Here is a 20,491-nt window from a genome sequence, read left to right as displayed (position 1 = left end):
TGCTCCGTCAAGGTGTTGAATGCGCCTTGTGTTGCTTAAAACAATACAAAAGATTCTTGTGAAGAAAAAGTCTGTTTGGAATCGGATAAGTGAGGTCATAAGGCACAATATACCCTTGTCCCTTATTATTGGTGCAGCTCTTTTGTTGGAGCTGACATCGGCTGTCTTGTACTACTCAGCGCAGAATATTATCCACAATACGGTAGACAGATTGGTAGAGCGCGAGATGAATGCCCTCTTTCTCTGTATCCGTAACCAACTGGCTAAGGTGGAAGTGACTGTTGACAATATGTCGTGGGTGGTAAGCGATGGACTGGATGAGCCTGAGTGGATGTTCTCGATTACACACCGACTGGTGGAGAACAACCCTGCCGTTCTGGGCGCTACGGTCACCTTCATTCCTAACTACTTTCCGAAGATAGGCCGCTTGTATGAGCCCTATTCCGTCAGAAGGGCTGACGGGAGCATTGAGACCATGCAGTTGAGTTCGGAAGAGCATGACTATACGCAGATGGAATTCTTTACCGCCCCGATAGCCAAAAACGGCGGTCATTGGTGCGAGCCTTATTTTGACAATAAGGGCGCCAGGGAGATGGTGACCACCTATGGTGTGCCTGTCCGTGACAATAAAGGTAAGATTGTGGCTGTGGTGGATGCGGATATAGCGCTTGACTGGCTTGAGGAAGTGGTGGAAGAAGGGAAGCTCTATAAGGCCACTCAGCGTTTTGTCGTGACTGGCAAGGGGCATTTGTTGGCAGGCAAGGATAACGCTATGTTCCATAAAGCACTCCAACAGGTTAGGGCCGATGTGGACAGTACGGGTTATGTAGCCATCGAAGATGAGCAAGGTGAGAAGTATCACATGTTTTACCACCCTGTGGGTGGCCATACAAACTGGATTCTGATTAATATCCTGAACGACAACGAGGTGTTCAGTAAACTGAGCATCATACGCAGAACCCTCCTGCTGCCCGTTCTGGCTGGTCTGATACTGATGGGATTTATTGTGTGGCGTAGCTCACGTAACTTAGAACGTTTACGCAAGGCAAATGCCGAAAAGGAACGTATTGGCAGCGAGTTGCACGTGGCCAGCCAGATACAACAGAGCATGCTGCCACCCAGCCATCTGCAGCACGACGATGTGAATATCTATGGTTCGCTGGTGCCTGCCCGTGAGGTGGGTGGTGACCTGTATGATTTTTACATCCGAGATGAGAAGCTGTTCTTCTGCATTGGCGATGTCAGTGGCAAGGGAGCACCAGCGGCGATGGTGATGAGCGTGATCCATTCGTTGTTCCGTGCCTTCTCGGCTCATGAGAACAATCCCGCCCATATCATGCAATCCGTCAATGAGGTCTCCTGCGAGGGCAACGACGCCTGCATTTTCGTCACCTTCTTTATCGGTGTGCTCGACCTGCCAACAGGTCGTCTGCGCTATTGCGATGCTGGCCACGATGCGCCAATCATCCTGAAGGATGGGAAATTGTCGAATGTCGATGCCTTGCCCCACATCCCTGTCGGATTGTTCGACGACGTGAAGTATGGTGTTCAGGAAACGCAGCTGGAGCCTGACTCCACTTTGTTCCTTTATACTGACGGACTGACAGAGGCGAAGGACATCAAGCACAAGCTGTATGGTCTTGAGCGCATACAAAAGACGCTTGCGGCCAACAGCCAGCTTCAGCCCCAGCAATTGCTCGAAGCCGTAACCGCCAGCGTGCATGCGTTTGTTGGCGAAGCCCAGCAGAGCGATGACCTGACGATGCTGGTGATCCACTATACGCCGAAGCGCTACGAGAGTACGCTGACAGAGACGCTCGTGCTCAAGAACGATGTACACGAAGTGGCGAAGTTCAGCATATTCATCAAGTCGGTGCTGGAGAAAATGAATGTAGAGAAATCGCTAGCCCGTAGGCTCCGTCTGGCCATAGAGGAGGCTGTGGTGAATGTCATCGACTATGCCTATCCTGCAGGACAGACGGGTGAAGTCGAGGTGCGCGTCATGTCCGATGGTGAGACTATGAAGACGGTCATCACCGACTCTGGCGTGGCTTTCGACCCCACTGCGAAAGAGAAGGCCGATACATCGCTCTCTGCCGAAGACCGTCAGATAGGTGGACTGGGCATCCTGCTGGTTCGCGAGCTGATGGACACCATCAACTATGAGCGTATAGACGGGCAGAACGTATTGACGCTGATTAAGAAGTTAAAAGGATAAAAGTTAATTTACAAAATAGAAAGATTATGAATACGAAATTGGAAGAAATCGACGGCAAGTATGTCGCCACATTGGAAGGAGAAATGGATACGATGGCAGCTACGGAGGCTGAAGAGGTGCTGAAACCGCTTTATCACTCCGACGGCAAAGATGTCATTATCGACTGCACTGACCTGGAATATATCGCTTCCAGTGGCCTGCGCATCCTGCTGGTCATCCTGAAAGGCGCTAAGGCTACTGGCAGTAAGGTGATTATGCACGGCGTGAACGACGACATCAAGAACGTGTTCAAGCTGACGGGCTTTATCACCCTCTTCGAGTTTGATTAAAACAAGAGTTACCTACTAAACAACAATCATGAAACAACTAAACATCTACGAAGAAGCGAGCCGCTGTCTGCTTTGTCAGGATGCACCCTGCAGCAAGGCCTGTAAGACGGGTGATCCTGCACGTGCCATACGCGCCATCCGCTTTGATAACCGCAAGCCAGCCCTGCGCTGGGTGAAGGATTGCAGCGACGCAGATCTGGAGGCTGCCGAGAAGGCATGTATACACTATGGTATGCCTATTCGCATCAAGGATATGCTGCATGCCGTTCCTAACGACGAGGTGGATGCCAGCAACTATCCGTCGCTGGACATCGACTTCTGTGGCATTCACTGTGAGAACCCCTTCTTCCTGGCTTCTTCGGCCGTATGCACCAACTATGAGATGGTGGCTCGTGCCTTCGATGCGGGATGGGGTGGTGTGTTCTACAAGACCATCTGTCTGCAGGAAATCAAGGAGGTGTCGCCCCGATTCGATGCGCTCCACTACAATGGTACCCACGGCGACTTCTATGGCTTCCGCAACATGGAGCAGTTGAGCGAGAACCCTGTGGATATGGACTTCGACATCCTCAGGAGGCTGAAGCAGAACTATCCCAACAAGGTGGTCATAGCCTCCATCATGGGTCAGACCGAAGAGCAGTGGGTGGAACTGGCCAAGATGGCTGAGGCGGCTCATGTGGATGCCGTTGAGCTGAACTTCTCGTGTCCGCAGATGCGACTGGCTGGTATGGGCAGCGATGTGGGACAGAACCCGGAGCTGGTGCTCTTCTACACAGCCTACGTGAAGCGCAACGTCTCCATTCCCGTCATCCCGAAGATGACACCCAATATCACCCAGATCAGTCAACCCGCTATGGCGGCCTATTTCGGTAATGCCGATGCCATCTCGGCCATCAACACCATCAAGAGCGTGACGATGAGCAGCGACGGAGAGGTAAGCGGAAGGAAGACCATCTCGGGACTCTCTGGACGTGCCGTCAAGCCTATCGCCCTGCGTCATATCATGGAGATTGCTCAGAATCCTATCATGAGCGGCTTGCGCAAAGCAGGCAATAAGCGTGTGGAGCTGAGTGGTATCGGAGGTATTGAGACTTGGCGCGACGCTCTGGAGTTTATCCAGCTGGGTTGTAACAATGTACAGGTATGTACGGCCGTCATGCAGTATGGCTATCGTACCATCGACGATCTGATATTAGGTCTGCAGCGTTATATGGCCAAGCGTGGCGTCGCTCATCTGGCCGAGCTGGTGGGTGAGGAGTTGCCCAATTTCGTGACGCCTACCGACCTCGACCGCAGCACCATCATCTATCCGAAGATAGATCGTGAGGTTTGTATCGGCTGTGGCCGCTGTCATGTGTCGTGTATGGATGGTGGTCATCAGGCCATCGAGTTCGATGCCGCCACCCGTCAGCCTCGTATCGTTGGCACGAAGTGCGTGGGTTGTCACCTCTGCCGTCTGGTATGTCCCACAGGCGCCATCACCGCCACGAAGCGCATCCCCAAGAAAAATTCATAGCGTGAAAGCACTCCTATCGAAAACAAGGCTCACAACCGAAATTGTGAGCCTTGTCCTTTATTTATAATACTTCAATTATTATCAGCCTACTTAGTTCTCGTACCATTTAGGTGCATTCCATTCTCCTGTAGCGTCTTCAACGTAATCTTTGAAGTGGCTGTATTTACTCTTGATGTTCTGCTTCTCTGAAGGCCATACGAAACCGTTCAAAACGGCAATCTTCTCAGGAGCCTGACCCTTGGTAGCTTCCAGTGTCTTTGTTGATCCATCCTTATAGGTAACGACCACAGGAATGTTATTGATGAAATTGTTCGTCACACCAGCAGGGAAATCGTAAGTGAATACTGCTGGAGCTGCTGTCACACCAGCACCAGTGTTGATCATAGGATAGGAACCGTTCTCATAGGTCTTGCCATCCTTGAGCAATTCTTCGTGAATCTCATGATTACCAACGGTCAATTTCAGCGTACCACCGGCAGCTTTAAGGGTAATCTTTGCGTGATTGCCATCCTCATCCGAATAGATAGTAACATCGAAAACAGCATCATTATAGTCGAAGTCACCAATGCTACCCAGATCTTCGCAGATGATGGTACGGGAAACATCGGTCAGGATACCGTCAACGTGGATGACATTGTCATTACCTTGTTGCCACTTGGCAACGTACCAGATAACATCCTTAAAATTCTTGCAAACTTCCCGGATTTCCTCATATTCTTTTACACTAGCGGTACCGCCCTGACCAATCCAGGAAATAACCGTCTCGAAGGAAGGAACCTGACGGAGGACTTCATTATTCACGCCGAGGTCGTTAAAAATAAAATTCTTGCCGGTTAACTCATAAATCTTGGCCATATCTACCTTACCTTCATTACTGTCCGCATTATACTGAGGGGTCTTTGGCCAATACTCATTAGCAGGCATGCCAATCCAAGCACTTGGGTTACTATTGGCTTTATTTCTCTCTTTCTCAATGATTGTATTGTCGATACGAATGAAGTAGTATGCTGTAGCATCAGTCTTTTTCTGCAATTCATTCCAATCGGTATATTTTACAGGAACCTGACTACCTCTTGTCAAAGCTCTGGCAGCTGAGTTCTCATCTGTGAAAAGAGGGGAGGAAGTAGACATGTCGATAGTAGGATACTTAAGATCCTCACCGAAACCCCAATCCTGATTACCACTAATCTCTCCGAAAGTTTTTGTAAATGCTTCCTGGAAAGCAGTCTTCTTTGCTGCGATTTCATTCTCCTGAATAGCAGCTCGCTCATCGTCTAAGCTATTGTGGCATGCCGTAAATGTTACTCCTACAGCAGCAATAGCCATTAAAGAAAAAATCTTTTTCATTGTTGAATTTAATTTAGTTTAAAGATGTGATAATTCACGTGCAAAGGTATGAAAAAAGGAGCACATGGGCATTATTTTATACCATTTTATAGATATAACCCCCAAATAATTGATTCAAATCAAGCCCTTTACGTTGTCCGTAGTAAAGTCTGGTTTTATTTGCCTGACCGCCACGAAGCGCATCCCCAAGAAAGAATAGTGTGGGAGATTATGGGTGTAAATCATCGAGAGAAAAATACTTTTATTGCAAAACATTTGGAAGTTTCAGAATAAGTTTGTATATTTGCATTCTATTACAATAATGTATAACCCTCAAAACGGAATTGCCTATGGGCTGAGATAACTTTTAAAAAGGACATATAGGATGAACATCCACTTTTGATTCTTGTTCCTGAAAATCGCCAAAATTTCAAGGAAATGTACAAGAACTGAAGTAGATAGTTCGCGCCGCATGGCGTGGGCATTTACCAGTTTAAGTACATTAGGTGTTTGGCGATACCTCAGGAACGTAGACGAAGTAAATTGTCCACGTTTTCTTTTGGTATACTAAAAACTAAAACATCTATTAACAATTATGATAAGGAACATAAAAACAATAAACTATTCCCTATTATCACTATTCCTTGTGGTGATAAGTATAACATGTACCGTTTCTTGTGGAGAAGATTATTCCAGCCCATTAAAGGGTATTGTTATTGATAAACAAACATTTGAGACTGGTACGAATAATAAGACAGTCAGTATTGGTACTAAAGATATAAGTAAGTGTACCATAACTAGTAGCGCTGTATGGTGTAGTGCATCCATTCAAGGATCATCAGTTGTTATTAATGTACAACCAAATGAGACCTATGAAGAAAGACAGGCTACGATTACATTAACCGATCCTGAAGATGCAACAACTCTTTCATTTAGTGTGGTTCAAAAACAGAATGATGCGATTCTGATAGATAATAAGTCCTATACAATCCCAGAAGATGGAGGCGAAGTTAAAATTGACGTTCAGAGCAATGTTGCTTATGAAGTTGAGATACCATCTGATGCAGATTGGCTTAAAAAGGTAAGTACTAGATCCTTAACTAGTTCATCTGTAGTCCTAAGAGCGTCGAAGAATGAAAGTGGAGATGAGAGAGAAGCTAAAGTTACTTTTGTTTATAAAGATACAGGTGTTAAAACTCAAGTGACAATATCGCAAGGATTCACACCATATCTTGAGATAGATAAAGACGAAATTTTACTTGATGTGAATGGAGGTAAATTTAGTATTGCAGTTTCGACCAATACTGATATCGATATTGTTCGAGATGATTCCTGGGTATATATTCAAGACAGAACTGATGAAAAAGGATTCAGCTTTGTACAGAATTTCTATGTAGAACCAATTTCGAGCAGTAGATCTACAACCATCACATTTAGATGTAGCAATACGAAATGGGGCTTATCAAAGAAGGTCGTCTTGAAACAAACAGTACGTTTCTATATTGATGACAAAAATGTAACTTTAGGAGTAGGTGAGAAGAAAAATCTAAAATTAGTGAATGAAACAGGAAAGGATGTAACATGGATGTCATGGAACCCAACTGTAGCAACAGTTGATAGTAAAGGAAAACTAACTGGTATAAGCGAAGGAAGTGCAAGGATATCCGTTATGACAAAAGATGGTTCCCATAGTGATGAAATATCAGTAAAAGTAGAGCTAAGAAAAGAAGTTGATATGAATAATATCTCAAAAGAAATAACTTTATACGAAATAGGAACAGGTGTTGTATATGGAGATCGTTTTGCATCTTATATTGATTTTTCTATTACGAATAATTCTAAATGTAATATAGAAATAAAGAATATGAATGCATACTCGAGTTCTGGAAATAGTTTCCATAATAAAAGTGAAAGTATCAATTTACCTAGTGGAAGTTCTGTAGATTACGAAGTTGTAAAGATTCAAGATCATACAGATTATTTGGAGAATTATTTCTTGGATAACACTTTCTATCTTAAAATTATTTATATAAACAAATCAAATATGCAATACTATACAAAGAAAGTAAGGTTCTATAAAAGTAGCTGGGCAGAAACCAGATATACAATTCAAGATATAAGCGACTGAATAAATAACGTTTATCATTTTATTATAGTAAGCCCTACGCATCACGGTTAAGCGATAAGATATGAAAGATATAAGAATAATATTATTATTTGTACTTTTGGCTTTAATGTCGGCTTGCAGTAAAGATGAGTATGAAAGCCGCTTGCCACAGTTGGTAATAAATGATCTTGAATTCTCTTCAGATAATGCTGAACAGTCAATGTCATTCCCTGGAGAGGATTTCAAGAACTATAGTGTTTCTGCAAATGAGTCTTGGTGCGATGCAAGAATTGATTTTGATGCGTCAAAGATATTAATTAAAGTGTATGCAAATGACACCTATGATGATCGCTCTTGTATTGTAACAATTAGTGATATTAAAGATGAATTAGCTACACGTTCGTTCAAGGTCGTTCAGAAGCAAAAAGATGCAATTATAATAAAAGGTAACTCCTTCACAGTCCCAGAAGAAGGGGGCGAAGTAAGTGTTGAAGTGCAAAGCAACGTTAGTTATAAAGTTGAAATACCCGAGAGTGCTTCATGGATCACTCAATCAGTATCAACGACAAGAGGCTTGACAAGTTCTACAATAGTATTAAAAGCGGAAAAGAATAATAGTGGTGATGAAAGAAATGCCGAAGTCCTCATAATTAATAATAAGACTGGTGACTCATCAAAAATTACAATACGACAAAGTTTGACTCCTTGGTGTACTTTAGACAAGAACTATGTGGAGCTATATGAAGATGGGGGGATAATTGCAGTGAAGGTTAATTCGAATGTAAGACTTTATACCGATTACGATGACTATTGGGTGGAAAGTGAAGGTCGAGAAGATACTCAAGATTGGTCTTTCGTTCAGAAAATCAAAGTGGCACCTTTTACCGAAAAGGGTGAAGCTAGAACAACAACTGTTACTTTTTGGAATTTGAAATGGAATATCTATGAGAAAGTAACGATTGTCCAGACAAATAGAGAAGAACCTGATATTGAATCGTTAATAAGTGCAGATACTAACAGCGGTTATGCAACTGTTATAGGTCCAAGTGGAGCCTTCTCTGGTTATTTTGTAAGTAGTACTCTTAAAAATGGCAGTAAACGAAGTGTTACAGTAAACAAATGTACTATATATGAAGGTGGTTCTTTATTAGGGACTGAGACTGGTTTTGGAACAATGGAAGCAGGGGGGACGAAGTCCGTATCTGTAAGAAATTCGTATATTGATATTACTTCCAGATCCTATACATTTGTTTGGGAATATTCATATAACGGAAGGACTTATACTTATACTTCAAATTATAGATAATTCAGAGTTATACCAATTACTATAGGGGGAGTAGGCACAAAAATGTGTCTACTCCTTGCTTGAAACAACATAGAAATAAATGGAAATGAAAAACTATAGTTGAATAATAAGACAGACTTGTTGCGTGCTGTAAAAATATTTCCAAAAAGTCAATGACTATTTGGATTTCTTCAAATCCGCTAAAATCACCCATTTGTTTTTGCCCGTCATAAAGTTTGACTTTATAATAAGTAAAGTCTGGGTTTACTCGGAGTAAGGGATTGGTTTACTGGGAGGGGATTTTTGAGCGTGTTTTGAGGGGTATTGATTGTAAAATATTATCCGATTAGGGCGGAGGAGGGTGAATCACAAATCACAATATCACAGTTTCTCTGGCGATGGTTGAGGGTGCTTGAATCCTTGATATTTAATTTATATATACATATATTTATATTTATTAACACTTATAAAAGCTTTAAGAGGGGGTAGGGTGGCAGAAAAAAAACTGTGATACTGTGAACTGTGATAATGTGATGGAAAACGAGGGGCGAGAAAACACGGATTTAATTTGGTCGTCTACTAATTATTGTGTACCTTTGCACTCGAAAAGAAAATCAGGTGACAATGATACAAACACATCTCTTAAAAATTGAACCACCTTATAATGTGCTCAATATTGAAGGTGACCTGGTAAGGCACATAGCCACGCTGATAGAAGTGCGTGAGGTGTTTGATTCCAGATCACGTGAGGAGCGCATCAAGACCATAAGTCACCCCGTAGTGGATTATGGTAATAACAACTATGCAGGCGTTGTGATGGAAGACGTGACGTTGGAGGATTGCGAGATTCTGAGTAATCCACTAAGCCCTGTAGCCTTCTATATGCTATCCAGCGATGTCAAGCGCAAGTACGACTTTAGTTCCTTTGCCAGCGATCCCGAAAGGTTGGTTAAACGTTTGAAGGCACTAGGCATTACCATCGAATGGCCCATGAAGAAGGATGCCGAAGGCTTTGACACTAACGAACCCGAAGACTGGTTCAAGATACCCATATCCATATTCCATTCCGAGAATGGTAGCTGGGGGGTGGAGAGCGGCGATAACTTCTTCTGTTTCGACCATAAAGGCTGTGTCTCAGAACAGGCTTTACTGAATAAAATCCGCGAGACTCGCAGTAGCTACTACAAGGCGTTTTCTGAACATCAGTTCGACATCGTGTTCCACAGCAACATGCCCGAGGCCCAGCATATCATCGCAGAATTGAATGCTAACCCGCATCTCTAATATTATAAATAAGGTACGCACGCGTAAGGAATGACTCCAAAGATTGAGTTGTCATATCTGGTGGAACACTGCTTGCAGTTACCCACTTACAAGGACGCGCTGCCCCTCATTACCCTTATTCAGGAGTGGGGAGCGGTTCATGGCGCTGTAGCTCAGGCTATGGAGGCCATCAACCAGATACGCGACCATTTCCGCCAGCTGATGCCCAAGGCTCCCGAAAGCGAGCCCAAGAGCCTGCCCATGATAGACACACCCGAGTTGCCCGAGCTGAAGTTCTTCTATCAGGTAAGCCCTCAACAGCTCTTGGATTTTAAGGAGGCATTGCGCAATTGTCTCTCAAAGATTGACATGTATGGCAAGAAGGAGTGGTTTTGTATTTACGCTGCTTGGCGATTTGTTTGCAAGGAGCGCGAAAGGGCAGGTGGCTACGTGGATTTCTTCGTGGATATCAATACGCTCTTCCCCGGACTGCTGAAGGACCTCAAGCGCGACGAGCCTGGCAATCGTATCTACAAGCCCTATACCGATATGCTGTCGTATGAATACAAGAAGTGGGCTGTCGACGGCGACCACTTGCCCTCCATGCAGATCTGGGCTCATAGCGACATGCTGGAGAGGTATGGCAACAATAGGCAAACCGTGAAAAACATGCAGCAGCTGGTGAGGGATTTCTACAAGGTTTTTGCCCCTTTTATCACCAGATAGCCCCTCAGTCTATTCGGCTCCATTCGGCTCGTTCGGCCGAATATTATCCATTCGTTCGGCTGACTCCCAACAGCCCCCGATTATATCAAAAAAAGCTTGCATTCCCTTGGAAAATTTAGTAATTTTGTAGTGGTTTTCGAGGCCAAAGGAGCTTCGAGGCACCAGCTGATGTCGCCAAGCGGCCGTAGGTTACAGAAGCCGGTTAACATTAAGTTTAATTACTAAATTCAAAAAACAATGACAGGTTATTCAACCAACAACTTCAGCAAGGTTCAGACTTGCACTTCCACTCTGCTGAACGAAGCACTCGATTCAGCTACAACCAAGAATGTGTGCGACCGTATTGCCCAGGCACTCCAGAAGGTGAAGCAGGGCGAGATGACACGCACCGAGTTTGAAGACTACAAGAAGGCTCAGAAGAAGTTACTTCCGGTACTTACTCCTCACGCCATCTTTAAGAATGGTGAACGCAAGAATGCAGAAGCCATTCCCTCTGGGCTCTCGATGTATGACATCGACCACATCGAGAATCCTCGCGGCTACTATCATTCGATGATAGAAGACCGAATCAGTGAACTGGGCATCGTCATGGCCCACGAGACACCTTCTACCGAGGGCCTGCGACTCATTTTCGAGATGCCTGCCGGCATGACTCTGGCAGAGGCTCAGAAATGGATGTCGGAGCAGCTGGGCGATGAGAACTATGATGGTTCTGTGAAGGACTATGCACGCTGTTCTTACCTCGTGCCTCGCGCGTACCTTCTTTATCTTGATGAAGAGGAGCTGCTGAAGGATCGTGAGGTGAAGGTAGTGGAGCCAAAGAAGGAAGCCGTTCAGGCATCGGAAAAGACCCCGCTGGCAACCATCACTCCCGAGCAGCATGCCCGCAATCTGCGCATCTTCGACCTCTGCCTGAAAGAGGCAGGCCTGAAGCCAGAGAGTATCGATGTGGTGGGTGTCTACAACTGGCACAACTCGCTGGTGGCTGTGCTCTCCGTTGGCATCTGCCGACTGATGACCCAGTCCGAACTGATGCAGGTTTTGAAAGACCGTATGCCCAACTACTCACAGGAATCGGATTGCCAGCGACTGGTGGCCGATTTCTACGAGCAGTACACCAAGACCAATGCACCTATGACTCAGGCTCTGCGCCGTATCTATGCAGAGAGTATGGCTGAGGTAAAGCCCAAGACTCCTGTGAAGGATGTGATGGGGTCTCTGCCTCCTCAGTTGCCTGAGAAGCTGCCCAAGCTCATCAGACTGCTGGTGAGCAAGGAGCCCGAGAATCTCTGGCCTTCAATTGCCTTGGGCGTGTTTCCCCCATTGGGGGCACATCTCTATGATGTGCATTTCCTCTATGCCGACAACACTTATCGTGAGGCCACCTTCATGCACCACACGATGGCCAAGACATCAACGGGTAAGGCTTGTATTCCTCGTGTCTGTGAATGCATCATGAAGGATATTGCAGAGCGTGATGCCGTGAACCGTCAGCGTGAGCAGGAGTATAAGGATGAGATTGCCAAGAAGGGAGCCAACAAGCAGTCGCCTGACCGTCCTGACGACCTGATTGTGCAGGAACTGATGTCTGACATCACCACTGCTGCCCTTGCACAGAAAGGGAAGGATGCCAATGGGCACTTCATCTACTCACTGCTCAACGAGGTGGAGCTTTTCAATCAGCTCGACCCCTCACGGGATAAGATGCGATTGCGTAACATCATCCAGACAGCTTTCGACTGCGACTGGTTTGGTCAGGAGCGAGTAGGAGAGAAGTCGGTCACTGCCCGATTCCGATTGCACTGGAACTGGAATGCCTCAAGCACCATCAATCGTGCTCAGAAATTCTATGAACCGATGCTTGTCGATGGCTCGTTCAATCGCCTCTCGTTCTCTACCATCATCCCCACGAACGATGGAAAGATACCCAAGCATGGGTTCTACGATGAGAAGTTCATGGCGAAGCTGAAGCCTTACATCGACCGTCTGAATGCCGCCAAGGGCAACTATGACCTGAAGAAGGCACAGCAGCTGATAGAACGCTTGAACGATGAGGCTGTAGATACAGCCCGTTTGTGTGACGATGAGGCCTACGAGGATACCAGCCATCGCGCCGTAGTTGTCGCTTGGTTGCGCGCTATGGTGCTCTATGTGGCTGAAGGCCGTTGGAGTAAGGAGATTGAGGACTTTGCCCTCTGGGCTTTCCGCTACGACATGTGGTGCAAGATGGAGTTTTTCGGCGAGGAGATGCGCAAGCAGTTGGCTGGCGAGGTAGTAGGTTCAAGCCGAGGCCCCAGAAACATGCTCGACATGCTGCCCACGGAGTTTTCCAATGTTGATGCAGAGTCGGTGCGCCTGAAGCAGGGCAAGAAGGACCACGATCCCTATAAGATGCTCTGGACATGGGAGAGCCGAGGCTATATCCAGCAGGACCCGCTAACAGGAGTCTACCGCAAGACGGAGTTGTATCTGGCTAAACATGCAAAGACGGCTTAGCAGAAGAGAGAGGGGGAGGCGCATGCGTCTCCCTCTCATCCCTTTATCACAGTTCACAATATCACAGTTTTATTTCCATGGTGGTTTTCTGAACTTTCATGCCCATGTTTTTGTAAAAAGATATGGCACTGTTGTTCCCCTCCCAGACGTTAAGGGTGATGTTGTTGCAGCCTATCGACTTGGCATAATCGCGCACATGTTCGTATAATGCTTTTCCCACGTGGTGGCCACGCGCTTTTTCATCCACGCAGATGTCATCAATGTAGAGCGTCTTGATGTCCTGAAGCAGTTTGTCATCCCTGACCTCTGTTATCAAACAAAATGCATGACCCAGCACTTCTCCGTCTTCGAAGACGAATACAGGCTTGGAGTCGTCGCCTAAGAGGGCTTCCAGCTCTTGCTCATTATACTTGGTGGTGTTGGGCTTGAAAAGGTCTGGGCGGATGACGTGATGAACCATGTCTACCTGATGCAGTAATTCTATGATACGCCTAATGTCGTTTTTGTTTGCTCTTCTTATTGCCATATACTTGTTATGCTATAGTTAATTGTCTGAATGGTTTGCAAAGTTAATGAAAAGAGAGCGATTATGGCTAACTTTGTGGCCAATATTAACATTATTTCTCATGATTATGGGCTACAAATTTGGTTATTCGCCCAATAAGCACTATCTTTGCAGCATGAAACAGATGTTGAAAGGACTTTCAGTTTATATCATAGCATATCTCGTACTGCTTATGATTGTATTAGGATTGCTGTTTGCATATCCCAAGGTGGAACTCCACCTGATGCTAAATTCTTGTCATACAGAGTTTTGTGATACGTTCTTGAAATATTATTCCATGTTGGCGGAGTGGCCATTCTATCTGTTGGCGCTGCTTCCTTTGATTTGGAAGAGGAAAGAATTCACGCTCTTCTATCTTGTGTGCGAGTTGTCTGGCGCTGTAATCATACAGATATTAAAACACCTTTTCCATGCCCCACGACCCATCATCGTGTTTGAGAATTATCCTGATCTGGTATTGCCTTTGGTTGACGGCGTCAGTTTGCATCATAGCAATTCTTTCCCATCCGGACATACCTCTACATTCTTCATGTTTTTTACCTGTTGCGTTGTTCTGGGTTACTGGTATTATCAAAGGGCTAAGCAGGATAATTGTCGTTCATGGATGGTGTTTCAGTTGGCGACATTGTTGCTGCTGGCACTTGCTGCATTGGGCGGCTACTCGCGTATCTACCTTTCCCAGCATTTCTTGTCGGATGTCTGTGTGGGCAGCATGATAGGCTTTATCATCCCGTTCGTGGTTTTCTATTTTGGTAGGAACAGAATCCTGAAACTCAAAAATGAATGAGATTACATAATATGATGAAACTATTACGCAAGCCCATTTCGCTTTTTGCTTTTTCATGTATTGTCAGCATAGCAACATTGTTGTTATACAACATACCATTCTTTGATTATGTCATCAACAATACGAATGAAAATTTAGGTGGCAAGATATTCCTGATGGCATCGCTGGTTGTTATCATGTTAGTGGTCAACTTCATGATGACTTATCTTGTGATGTTCTTGTTGAGGAAGGGTGGGCGTATCCTCCTTGCCATCCTTTCTGTCATCAATGCGACGGCTGTTTATTTCATCCTGACCTATAGTGTCATCATAGATGAGGTGACCATTAAGAACGTATTCAATACCAGATACTCGGAAGCTTCAGGATTCTTTAGTTGGTCGTTGTGGCTTTTCATCATTGCCTTGTGCGTGCTTCCTGCCTTGTATTGCCTATTGCAGCCTGTGGTTTTCGGTAAGGCGAAGAAAATGGCAGTCTATTGTGGAAGCTCTCTGGCTATTATCTTGGCCGTATTATTGGCCAATATCAACCAGGTGCTGTGGATAGGTCAGCATGATACCGAATTGGGCGGATTATTGCAGCCTTGGTCATATCTGGTGAATACGATTCGTGTGACGAGCATGAACCTTGCCAAACAGGCAGAGGAAATCAAGTTGCCCGATGGCAGGATTACAGACAACGAGAAAACCGTGGTTGTACTCGTCATCGGAGAGTCGGCACGAAAAGCTAATTTCCAGCTCTACGGCTATCAGCGTGACACCAATCCGCTATTGTCGAAACAACCAGAGCTGAAGGTGTATCAGGCTGTCTCGTGCGGAACTTACACCACAGCAGGTGTCAAAGCCATTCTTGAACCCCAGGAAAGTGGCGACTTGTATGAGTTGTTGCCTAACTATGCTTTCAGAACCGGGGTTGACGTGTCGTGGCGCACCTATAACTGGGGAGAACCACCTATACATATTGATGAATACCTCAATGAGAAAGACCTTGCCAAGAAATATCCAGACGTGGACAAAGCCTATGATGGCCTTCTATTTGCAGGACTCCGTGAGCGTATAGAATCAAGTCAAAAGAACAAGGTGCTGATTGTATTACATACCAGAACAAGTCATGGGCCTAATTATGCCGAAAAATATCCTAAGGAGTTTGAGGTGTATAAGCCTGTGGCAGAAAACGTAGAGGAAGGTGAAAAGAACGTTGAGCGCTTGGTTAATGCCTACGACAACACCATACGTTACACCGACTTCCTGCTGAATGGGCTTATCAATACCCTGCGCTCTATGACGGATTGGAAGAGTGCTATGATATTTATTTCCGACCATGGTGAGTCTCTCGGCGAGAACAAGGTGTTTATGCATGGACTTCCGATGAAATTGGCACCCAAGGTACAATATGAAATACCTTTCCTCGTATGGACCTCAGAAGGATTCAGAAACTACAAACCCACATCTGGCAAACAGGATGCCCAGGAAGGTGAACTGCCCGCAGTTCTTGAGCAGCATTACATCTTCCATTCCGTGCTAAACCTGCTGTCCATACAGTCGCCGGCTTACAACAAAGACTACGATATCTTCTTATAGAGATAAGCCACAGCCGCTCCAGAGAGATTGTGCCATACGCTGAAGATGGCTCCAGGGATGGTGGCCAAAGGATAAACCGCAAAATGGATGGTTGCCAAACTGCTGGCCAACCCTGAGTTCTGCATGCCGACCTCGATGGATATGGCTCTCTTCTTGGGCTCAGACAATCTAAGCGTCCGTCCGATAAGATAACCAAGACTCAGGCCAAAGATGTTGTGTAGAATGACTACCAAAACGATGATGAATCCACCTGCTATTAATTTGTCGGCATTGGCTCCGATGATGATGGCAACAATCAGTGCAATGGCTATTGAAGAAAAGGCTGGCAGATAATCGGTTGCTTTTTCAGTAAACTTAGGCCAAAGCCCCTTTACGATGAGCCCCATGATGATAGGTAGGATCACCACCCAGAGAATACTCAGGAACATGCTGGCAACATCCACATTGATGCTTTTTCCTGCCAAAGCCCATGTCAGCAGAGGCGTCAGGAACGGGGCGAGTAGGGTAGAAACACCAGTCATTCCAACAGATAGGGCTAAATCGCCTTTTGCCAGATAGGTTATTACATTGGAAGCTGTGCCACCAGGGCAACAGCCTACCAGCACTACACCTAGAGCCAGTGCCTCATCGAGTGAGAAGATTCGGGCTAGTGACCAAGCCAATAAAGGCATAATGGTGAATTGTGCCAGACAGCCAATAAGAATATCCTTAGGACGACTGAACACAATCTTGAAATCTTGGAGGTTAAGGGTTAAACCCATACCAAACATGACCACTCCCAGCAAGTAATTGATTACCGTTGGACGAATCTCTTTCAGTACATCGGGAAATGCCAGAGCTAGTAAAGCAGCCACCAACACCAGTATGCCCATGTACTCAGATATGTAATGACAGAGCCTCTTCAATGTTACTTAATTTTATCGATAAGTATTATTCTTCTTCAAGCCAAGCATCGAGGAGCATGCGGGCAATGGAGAGCTTCTCGGGGATGTTGGGGAGGTTGTCCTTGCGAAACCAGCCTCCCTTGGCAATCTCGCTCTTTTGGAGATGAATCTCGCCAGAAACATAGTCGGCATTGAAGCCCACCATAAGGCCACAGGGGTAGGGCCAGGGCTGAGAGGCGAAATAGCGGATATTGGTGATGGTGACACCCGTTTCTTCGAGCGCCTCACGGGCTACGGCTTCCTCAAGTGTCTCACCAGTTTCCACAAAACCTGCCACAAGGCCGAAGAAGTCGCGTTTGAAGTTCTTGGCGCGTACCAGCAGCACCTCGTCACCCTTATGGATGAGTACGATGACAGCGGTGGCAAGTTGGGGCCATATCTCTTTGCCACACTGGGTGCATTTCTTGGAGATGTCTGTATCCATGCGCATGGGGGCGCCGCAGATGCCACAGAACTTGGTGTTGTGGTCCCAATAGAGCAATTCTTGGCACTTGCCAGCCTTGAGGTAGAGGGCGCGTGAGAGTTTGTAATAGCTTTGACGCAGTCCGCACATCTCAAAGCGCTCATGTCCGACGACAGGGGCATCAATGCTGTAGGTGATGACGGGGATGCCATCATGCATCGGGGTGATGTTCATCTGGTGAGTCCAAGGCTTAACTTCCGTGGGAGGCTCTTCCTGAAGGGGTATGGTGTAGATGCCGTCAGCGGTACGCTCTAATAGCAGGTCTTCTTTGCAGAATACGAAATAATAAGTCTTCATTTTCCAAATAATTGCTTGCGGTCTCGGGCAAGGGCAGGCTTGGCCCATTCCTCAGGAATGAAGCGCCAGTTGTGGTTGGGTTGTGGATCGATGCTTCCCATCTTATGAATCTCTTCCGTAAGATAGTGGCGCTGATCCATCTCTGTATGGAAGATTACACGACTCTCAAGGGAGTCCTGAGGAATGCCCGCACCACGGGTAAGCAACTCTCCGCCACCATTGGCACGATAACTGTTCATGACCACCTTATACCATTTCTTCTCATCGAAAGGCTGTCCGTTGGACATCTTCAGGATGTGCACCTTCTGACCATTAGGTTTGGTAAGATCTACTTCATAGTCGATACCTGCTGCAGAATCGAAATTGAAGGTATAGTTCATGAATCCTGTACGCTGCTGATCGTCTTTCGATTCGTCGTTGAGTAATAAGGCGTGATCTTCAGGTGAAGTCATGGTGTTGGTCCACATGTCGTAGGAAAATTCGAGATGCTTGCGGATCTCTTCACCTGTCATACGTAGAACAAACATGAGGTTTTCGAAACGGTAGAGTTTGAACATATCGGCCTGTGTGACTTCTCCAGCCTTAATGACATTATTGAACGCCAGTGGGGCGTTGAACGAAATGTCAGCACCAGAAATCTGGAGTTGCAGGTTGTGGATGAGGTCGGTGAAGGCTGAGTTCCCGAAGAACCCATCGCTGGAGTAAACGGAATGCTCAAAGCGGCCAATCTTACGACTGACATAAGCTTTCACTTCATCAATTTTGGGCTGGAAATGATTGAGCATCTGTTCGTCGATGGGCTCATTGTCAACATTGACAATGGTCCCCTTGATATCCTTGCCGACAAGCTTGCCTTTTTTGTATCTGAGGGTAATCTCTGCCTCGGCAATGTTGCGGACATAGCAACTGGGATCGATGCAGAGAACCTGTCCACCAGCATTGTTGGTGACCCACTGATTGTGGATCATGTGGTCATGACCAAAGAAAATGATGTCGAAGCCTGGAACCTCCTTCGCAACGGACTCGGTAGCATCCTCCTCATAGTCTGCAGTCTTAATTCCACCATTTAATCCTGAGTGGAAAAGACCGAAGAGCAGATCAGGCTTTTCGTTTTCCTGAATGTACTTCACCCATTTCTTAGCGCAGCTGACCATCTCTTCGAACTCGATACCTTTCCATATGGACCTATTAAGCCAGTTAGGAATGGCGGGCGTGATCATGCCGAGGACAACAATCTTCGCACCTTCTATATAATGGACGGAGTAAGGGTGCAAACCGCTATAAACGTTTTTGGGATTAGCTTCACCGTTCTTATATTCTTCTTTGACGATATTGGCGCCTAACAGCGGACAACGTACCTCACGAATCCATTTGTCGTAGACCTTATGGCCAGGCTCAATGTCGTGGTTCCCCACCGTTTCAGCGTCATACTTCATATAGTTGATGACCTGTGCAGCTAGGTTCTCATCCTCTGGCATCACGTAATTCGACCAATAGACACAGGGCTGACCTTGCAAAATGTCTCCATTGTCGATGAGTAGCAGATGATCATTGCCATAAGCCTCGCGTTGGCGGGTGATATAGCTGTTTGCTCGAACAAGGGTTCCTTTGATGGGACGACCTTCCATAAAATCCCAAGGGAAGAAATGCCCATGAACGTCGCTTGTCTCAATCACTTTCAGGCGTATGGTTTTGTTACCCTTGCCTGAAGCTGGAAGAGCGGTTATTATCATGGTGATAAATATGATAAAAAGATGTCTCATTGTCTGTTTGCATTGATTTTTGACTGCAAAGGTACAAAAAAAAATGTTTTATCCAAAAATTCGGCATACTTTTTGCAGTAGGATTCGTGGAAAAAATGTATTCATAAGAAAAGGAGGATAAAAGATATGGCATTCATTGACTATTACAAGATTTTAGGCGTTGAAAAGACAATACCGCAGAAGGATGTTAAAAAAGCATACCTGAAGCGGGCAAAGCAGTTTCATCCTGACTTGCATCCCGATGATCCTAAGGCTCAGGCAAAATTCCAAGCTTTGCAGGAGGCCTATGACGTGATTGGCGACCCTGAGAAACGTAAGAAGTACGACCAATATGGTGAACAGTGGAAACAGGCTGATGCTTTTGGCGGCTTTGGTGGCGGCCAGGCTGGTGGTAATCCCTTTGGCGGTTTTGACTTCTCTGGTTTTGGTGGCGGTAATGGCGGCTTTAGCGACTTCTTCGAGAGCTTGTTTGGCCGTAAAGGTCGCCAAGGGGGCGGATTCGGAGGCTTCCAAGGCTTTTCTTCGGGTGGCTCAGGCTTCGGTCGTCAAGCGCGTACCAGTACGGGTGAGATGAACGCCAACGTCAGCATTGACCTTTATACTGCAATGCTGGGCGGTGAAGTTATGATAACGCTCTCAAATGGCCAGAAGGTGAAGATGAAAATCAAGCCTGAAACACAGCCAGGTACCAAGGTCCGCCTGAGGGGTAAGGGCTATGATAGAGGCGATGGTACTTTTGGCGACCTGATTATTACCTATCAGGTGAAGTTGCCAACCAATCTGACAGAACGTCAGAAGGAGCTGTTAAGACAAATGAAGGGAGCGTAAG

Annotated in this window: 17 protein-coding genes; 12 read left to right on the top strand and 5 right to left on the bottom strand. The window is 45.9% G+C overall.

From position 1 onward, the window contains the following. Positions 1–115 precede the first annotated feature (115 nt). Genes BMY16_RS03880 through preA form a run of 3 tightly spaced genes read left to right on the top strand, consistent with a single transcriptional unit; the run spans position 116 to position 4,063 of the window. Positions 116–2,218: a SpoIIE family protein phosphatase gene (locus tag BMY16_RS03880; RefSeq protein ID WP_170835991.1), complete on the top strand. Its 2,103-nt coding sequence runs from the start codon at positions 116–118 to the stop codon at positions 2,216–2,218. Between the two features lie 26 nt (positions 2,219–2,244). Further along, complete coding sequence (locus tag BMY16_RS03875) at positions 2,245–2,547, top strand: STAS domain-containing protein (RefSeq protein ID WP_091840218.1); 303 nt, start codon at positions 2,245–2,247, stop codon at positions 2,545–2,547. A gap of 28 nt (positions 2,548–2,575) precedes the next feature. Beyond that, positions 2,576–4,063, top strand: a complete 1,488-nt coding sequence (gene preA / locus BMY16_RS03870) for an NAD-dependent dihydropyrimidine dehydrogenase subunit PreA (RefSeq protein ID WP_091840216.1) — start codon at positions 2,576–2,578, stop codon at positions 4,061–4,063. Positions 4,064–4,153: 90 nt separating this feature from the next. On the opposite strand, the gene BMY16_RS03865 is transcribed toward preA, so the two are convergent. After that, complete coding sequence (locus BMY16_RS03865) at positions 4,154–5,410, bottom strand: hypothetical protein (protein WP_139207115.1); 1,257 nt, start codon at positions 5,408–5,410, stop codon at positions 4,154–4,156. 48 nt (positions 5,411–5,458) lie between these two features. Between BMY16_RS03865 and BMY16_RS15285 the strand changes: the two genes are divergently transcribed. The 6 genes from BMY16_RS15285 to BMY16_RS03840 all read left to right on the top strand — a co-directional run bounded on the left by BMY16_RS15285 (position 5,459) and on the right by BMY16_RS03840 (position 13,266). Then, a complete protein-coding gene (locus tag BMY16_RS15285; RefSeq protein WP_139207114.1) occupies positions 5,459–5,683 on the top strand; it encodes a hypothetical protein in 225 nt (74 codons plus the stop codon). Positions 5,684–5,984: 301 nt separating this feature from the next. Beyond that, on the top strand, positions 5,985–7,517 hold the full coding sequence (locus BMY16_RS03860; RefSeq protein ID WP_091840213.1) for a BACON domain-containing protein: 1,533 nt from the start codon (positions 5,985–5,987) through the stop codon (positions 7,515–7,517). 61 nt (positions 7,518–7,578) lie between these two features. Continuing rightward, the gene (locus tag BMY16_RS03855; protein WP_091840211.1) at positions 7,579–8,802 is read left to right on the top strand and encodes a BACON domain-containing protein; all 1,224 of its coding nucleotides are present in this window, start codon (positions 7,579–7,581) and stop codon (positions 8,800–8,802) included. Between the two features lie 603 nt (positions 8,803–9,405). Continuing rightward, a complete protein-coding gene (locus BMY16_RS03850; protein ID WP_091840210.1) occupies positions 9,406–10,065 on the top strand; it encodes a hypothetical protein in 660 nt (219 codons plus the stop codon). Between the two features lie 30 nt (positions 10,066–10,095). After that, positions 10,096–10,770: a hypothetical protein gene (locus tag BMY16_RS03845; RefSeq protein ID WP_091840208.1), complete on the top strand. Its 675-nt coding sequence runs from the start codon at positions 10,096–10,098 to the stop codon at positions 10,768–10,770. Positions 10,771–11,007: 237 nt separating this feature from the next. Further along, positions 11,008–13,266: a BT4734/BF3469 family protein gene (locus BMY16_RS03840; protein ID WP_091840206.1), complete on the top strand. Its 2,259-nt coding sequence runs from the start codon at positions 11,008–11,010 to the stop codon at positions 13,264–13,266. Between the two features lie 61 nt (positions 13,267–13,327). Here BMY16_RS03840 and BMY16_RS03835 read toward each other — a convergent pair whose 3' ends face one another. Then, positions 13,328–13,792, bottom strand: coding sequence for a GNAT family N-acetyltransferase (locus BMY16_RS03835; RefSeq protein WP_091840205.1), 465 nt, complete (start codon positions 13,790–13,792; stop codon positions 13,328–13,330). Positions 13,793–14,003: 211 nt separating this feature from the next. On the opposite strand from BMY16_RS03835, the gene BMY16_RS03830 reads away from it, so the two are divergent. Both BMY16_RS03830 and eptA read left to right on the top strand, forming a co-directional pair. Next, a complete protein-coding gene (locus BMY16_RS03830; protein ID WP_170835990.1) occupies positions 14,004–14,618 on the top strand; it encodes a phosphatase PAP2 family protein in 615 nt (204 codons plus the stop codon). An 11-nt stretch (positions 14,619–14,629) separates the two neighbouring features. Beyond that, on the top strand, positions 14,630–16,195 hold the full coding sequence (eptA, locus tag BMY16_RS03825; RefSeq protein WP_211839322.1) for a phosphoethanolamine--lipid A transferase EptA: 1,566 nt from the start codon (positions 14,630–14,632) through the stop codon (positions 16,193–16,195). On the opposite strand, the gene BMY16_RS03820 is transcribed toward eptA, so the two are convergent. The 3 genes from BMY16_RS03820 to BMY16_RS03810 are packed head-to-tail and all read right to left on the bottom strand — an operon-like array spanning position 16,177 to position 19,662. Then, positions 16,177–17,100 carry a bile acid:sodium symporter family protein gene (locus BMY16_RS03820; RefSeq protein ID WP_211839321.1) on the bottom strand — a complete coding sequence of 308 codons (924 nt, stop codon included), beginning with the start codon at positions 17,098–17,100 and terminating at the stop codon, positions 16,177–16,179. The genes eptA and BMY16_RS03820 overlap by 19 nt on opposite strands. A 25-nt stretch (positions 17,101–17,125) precedes the next feature. Continuing rightward, positions 17,126–17,899 carry an NAD(+) diphosphatase gene (gene nudC, locus BMY16_RS03815; RefSeq protein ID WP_091840200.1) on the bottom strand — a complete coding sequence of 258 codons (774 nt, stop codon included), beginning with the start codon at positions 17,897–17,899 and terminating at the stop codon, positions 17,126–17,128. Continuing rightward, positions 17,896–19,662, bottom strand: coding sequence for a bifunctional metallophosphatase/5'-nucleotidase (locus BMY16_RS03810; RefSeq protein WP_091840198.1), 1,767 nt, complete (start codon positions 19,660–19,662; stop codon positions 17,896–17,898). Before BMY16_RS03810 ends, nudC begins: the two co-directional genes overlap by 4 nt. A gap of 126 nt (positions 19,663–19,788) precedes the next feature. Here BMY16_RS03810 and BMY16_RS03805 point away from each other — a divergent pair, with 126 nt between their 5' ends. Next, entirely contained in the window at positions 19,789–20,490 is a 702-nt protein-coding gene (locus BMY16_RS03805; protein WP_091840197.1) for a DnaJ domain-containing protein, read from the top strand. Position 20,491: the final 1 nt, after the last annotated feature.

It is taken from the genome of Prevotella sp. ne3005, from assembly GCF_900110085.1.
GTDB lineage: Bacteria > Bacteroidota > Bacteroidia > Bacteroidales > Bacteroidaceae > Prevotella.
This window is presented reverse-complemented; position numbering and strand designations above follow the sequence as displayed.